Source organism: Burkholderia sp. Tr-20390 (assembly GCF_017104595.1).
Taxonomy (GTDB): Bacteria; Pseudomonadota; Gammaproteobacteria; order Burkholderiales; family Burkholderiaceae; genus Burkholderia.
On sequence record NZ_JAAGPC010000348.1, the window covers coordinates 1 to 3606 of the forward strand.

Annotated in this window: 5 protein-coding genes and 1 pseudogene; 3 read left to right on the forward strand and 3 right to left on the reverse strand. The window is 62.3% G+C overall.

The annotated features are described in order from the left end of the window. Both G3N98_RS38685 and G3N98_RS38690 read left to right on the forward strand, forming a co-directional pair. On the forward strand, positions 1 to 505 hold a 505-nt coding region (locus tag G3N98_RS38685; RefSeq protein WP_206151067.1), incomplete at its 5' end, for a tetratricopeptide repeat protein. Positions 506 to 716: 211 nt separating this feature from the next. Next, entirely contained in the window at positions 717 to 1265 is a 549-nt protein-coding gene (locus G3N98_RS38690) for a hypothetical protein (RefSeq protein WP_206151068.1), read from the forward strand. Positions 1266 to 1329: 64 nt separating this feature from the next. Here the strand turns inward: G3N98_RS38690 and G3N98_RS38695 are convergent, their stop codons facing one another. The 3 genes from G3N98_RS38695 to G3N98_RS38705 all read right to left on the reverse strand — a co-directional run bounded on the left by G3N98_RS38695 (position 1330) and on the right by G3N98_RS38705 (position 2966). After that, positions 1330 to 1668, reverse strand: a complete 339-nt coding sequence (locus G3N98_RS38695; RefSeq protein WP_206151069.1) for an OmpA family protein — start codon at positions 1666 to 1668, stop codon at positions 1330 to 1332. An 82-nt stretch (positions 1669 to 1750) separates the two neighbouring features. Beyond that, positions 1751 to 2425, reverse strand: a complete 675-nt coding sequence (locus G3N98_RS38700; protein ID WP_179255070.1) for a M35 family metallo-endopeptidase — start codon at positions 2423 to 2425, stop codon at positions 1751 to 1753. Then, on the reverse strand, positions 2412 to 2966 hold the full coding sequence (locus tag G3N98_RS38705; RefSeq protein ID WP_206151070.1) for a hypothetical protein: 555 nt from the start codon (positions 2964 to 2966) through the stop codon (positions 2412 to 2414). The genes G3N98_RS38700 and G3N98_RS38705 overlap by 14 nt, the downstream gene beginning before the upstream one ends. Before the next feature lie 432 nt (positions 2967 to 3398). Between G3N98_RS38705 and G3N98_RS38710 the strand changes: the two are divergent. After that, positions 3399 to 3606: pseudogene (locus G3N98_RS38710) on the forward strand (biotin--[acetyl-CoA-carboxylase] ligase); the annotation flags it as partial.

Below are 3606 nucleotides of genomic sequence, written 5' to 3' on the forward strand. Positions count from 1 at the left end.
TGAAACGGCCGCGGCGGCAGACGGCAAGACCGACGCGCCGGCCGCCCGGCGTGCGCAGCTCGCGCTCGGCAAGGCGTTGCTGCTCGGCAGCAGCGACTTGCAGAAGGACTACGCACGCGCCCGCACGCTGCTCGGCGAAGCGGCCGCGCAGGGCGACCCGGCCGCCGCGTATTACCTCGGGCTGATCTATCGCAGCGGCTACGGCGTCGCCGCCGATCCCGTGCAGGCCGCGCACTGGTTCGACGTCGCGTCGCGCGCGGACATCCCGGCCGCGGACTTCATGCTCGCGAACGCGTACCGCGAAGGCAGCGGCGTGCCGCGCGACGAGGCGCGCGCGCTGGCGCTGTATCGCCGCGCCGCCGAGCACGAGCTGCCGGAAGCCGTGCAGACGCTCGCGATGGCCTATCGCAATGGCGAACTCGGGCTCAAGCCCGACGCGGACGAGTTCCACGCGCAGTGGATCGAGACCGCGCATGCGCTGAAACACCCGGTCGTCGCGCCGTAACGTTCGTCCGCACGCACCGGCATCCCACCGGCTGCATGACGCGCATGCCCCGACGCCCCGCGCATCGATGACCCGGCAACGGAATCGATCGAGGGGCGCGGGCGTACGCGCCTGTTGCATTGCCGCCCCCCGGCTGCGCCACGTCGATCGTTCGATACGCGGCATTGCATTAACATGCAGCCTCACAATAAAACCTGAGAGAACTGCATCCATGTCCCATCGCCTTTCCAGGCTTGGCGCCGCTGCCGTCGGCGCCGTCGCCCTCGTCATTGCCGGCGCACCGCTCACCGCACGCGCCGCGCCGCCCGCCCAGCCCGACATCTTCAACGCCGCGCTTTGCAAGCCGCCGTTCACGTCGTATCTGATGGACTCGATCTACAACATCGCCAAGGCGGCCGATCCGAAGCCGGACGAATCGATGCTGGGCGCCGCGGTCTATCGCCTGCCGGAGCCGATCCACCGCGACGGCTTCACGACGCAGCAGGTCGTGTTCGTCAGTACCGGAATCGGCGTGCTCGTGGACGGCGAAGTCGCCGACCAGCTCGCGAAACGCTACCAGCTCACCCTCGAGAAGGGCCACCTGCTGGGCGCGTCGTCCGTCGGCTATTCGCGCCGGCTGACGGTCCGCGGCCCGGGTGGTGCGCTGATCCTCGTGTCGGCCCGCCAGGGCCCGGCGCTGAAGGGCAAGACGCTGCTGGCCTGCGAAATGACGTCCGAGGAGGACATCAAGGCGCTGGAGCGGATGGAGATGCGGCGCTAAGGAGATGGAGCGCTGGCGCGCAGCAACGCCACTGCGGGGATATCTCACACGCGAATACCGTACGTTACTTCTGCTCCTGCAAGACCGTACCGCACGGATTCTCGCAACCTTCCGATGAACACGCTGGAATGAACTCTATCTCTATCTGATTGCGTTCACTCGACGGAACAACGGAGTTGCTTCGCCAGATTTTAGAGTCCATGTGAATCCGATCTTTTGCTACGCCGAGATCGAGCAGATACGCTCGGACAGCATTGGCCCGAGTACGGGCGATCGAAATTGCGTCGCGCTCGTGCTCGTCGGCATATCCGTAGATCACGACGGGACCATTGTTGGCCGCACTGTTCCGAACGGTCATCAACAAGCTGGCGAGCGCAATCCGGTCAGCATTCGAAATGGCCATGACGCCGAGGTCGAGCTTACTTGAGTATTGCAAGGAAAAGCTGCAAGCAAACACGACGCCTGAAGCACAAAGCCCCACAAGGCTAATCGATGCACAAGATATACCACGCAATATTGTCCGCATTCCTGATCGCCATTGTCGGGACCTCTTTGGCGAGCCGTCTGCTGAGAAATTGTCCATAGGTGTTCTTGTAGTCAATCGCTCCGAATGTATCCCGAAAATGCACACACTCGTGAACAATGGTCAGTTGCATCGAGGAAAACGTACCCGCGCTCGTATCCGGAAGCTCGCAGAACTTCGGGGAAATCGATATCGTGTGCGTGGCGGTATCGGGGCCGCAAACGTGCGCAACTTCGCCGTCTAGATTTTTCGTATTTGGCGTGCAGCCGAGAGCCCGATCAAGGTCGGGATCGGAGCGAACGAAATTCCTTGCCGTCAATCCCTTCATGACTGTGATCAACGCCACCAATCCGTTCGTCAGCGCACCGCGAGTGGGCTCGTCGGCAACCCCGAACCACTCTCTGACTCTCGCCCGCGCAGGCTCTCTCCAGACATCGAGTTCGTCGACTCTCTGCGTGATTATTTTTACGGCATCGTCGCGCAACGTCAGGACTTTCTTCCGAAATTCTGCATCGGTCATGTTTTTGCAGATTGGCGGCCCGTCGACTGCCAGTAAAAGCTCAACCTTCGAACCACGCGTCGTATTAGTTATGGCCGAGTCATGCACGGTCACGTATTCGTAGTCATCGTGCGGCATGGCCATGCTCCACTATTTCAATTCGCAGTTTCTCCGAATGACGCGTCGCTACGCGCTGTGTGTGCCCGGCACGATCAGTCATACCGCTGAAGACCTGGCCGGAACTGGTATGTATTCGATACGGCACACATACCAAGGGCTGCCCCGTCTTCTCGTTTTTCAATACATACTGCTCGTCGCATTCCGCCCCAGAGACAGGCGAGTGAGAATGATCGTCTCTCAGTTCTTTCGGCTCAGTCGCCCCGTCACCGACCCGCATCGTCATGCCCCGCTCGGCATGGAACACAGGCGGCGGACTGCACCCGCATGCATTGACATCCCCACTCAACGCCCATCCCTGACCATTCGGCGCCCTGCCGGGCAGGCGCGGGCCTTTCGGCGCGACAAACCCCACCTGCTCGCAAGCCGTGCAGTAAGTTTTCATGTAGAGCGTGGCGATCTGGACACGCGGCGGCGGATTGGAACACGTGACGCATTCCAATCCCTCGGTGATCGTCGCGCTGCCGCCCCGATCGCCCTTGGCGAGGAAATAGCGGATCATGCGGCGTCACCTCGGCTCATCGCGCCCGAGCAACGCTCATCCGCGAAAGTACCGGGCCCGGCCCCTCCGCCAACGGTCAACGAAGACTCCCTTAACCATTTCTCGCCACCATTCATCCGGATTCCCTCTCGTCGCTATCAGCGCAATCTCATCGCACCAAAATGCACGATCGGCACCAGGAAATCCATCATACGAATTCGAACTTCTGACCCATCGATATCGGTCGACGATGTTTCGTCAATTGATCAACCGGAATGTCGGTGCGGTATTTCTTCCGGCTCGCATGCCCATGACTACCTGAACGTAACTTCCTTCGATTCGGCACGAGCACATACGCGCGAAGCGTCGGATACCAATTGGCCCCTGTCCCGGGGAAATGACTATTACCCCGCCCGACGCGCGCCAGCGCCCCCTGTCGCTACAATAGGCGCCATGAACGCCCCCACCTCCTCCGACACGCCCGATTCCGGCGACGCGCACATCGCGCGCAACCGGCTCGAGGCGCACCTGGACGCCGCGCCGCGTGCGTGGCCGCTCGACATCGTCGCCGCCACCGGCTCGACCAACGCCGACGTCGCCACCCGGCTCAAGGCGCTGCCGCGCAACGCGAACGCGTTGCCCGCGCCGCTCGTGCGCGTCG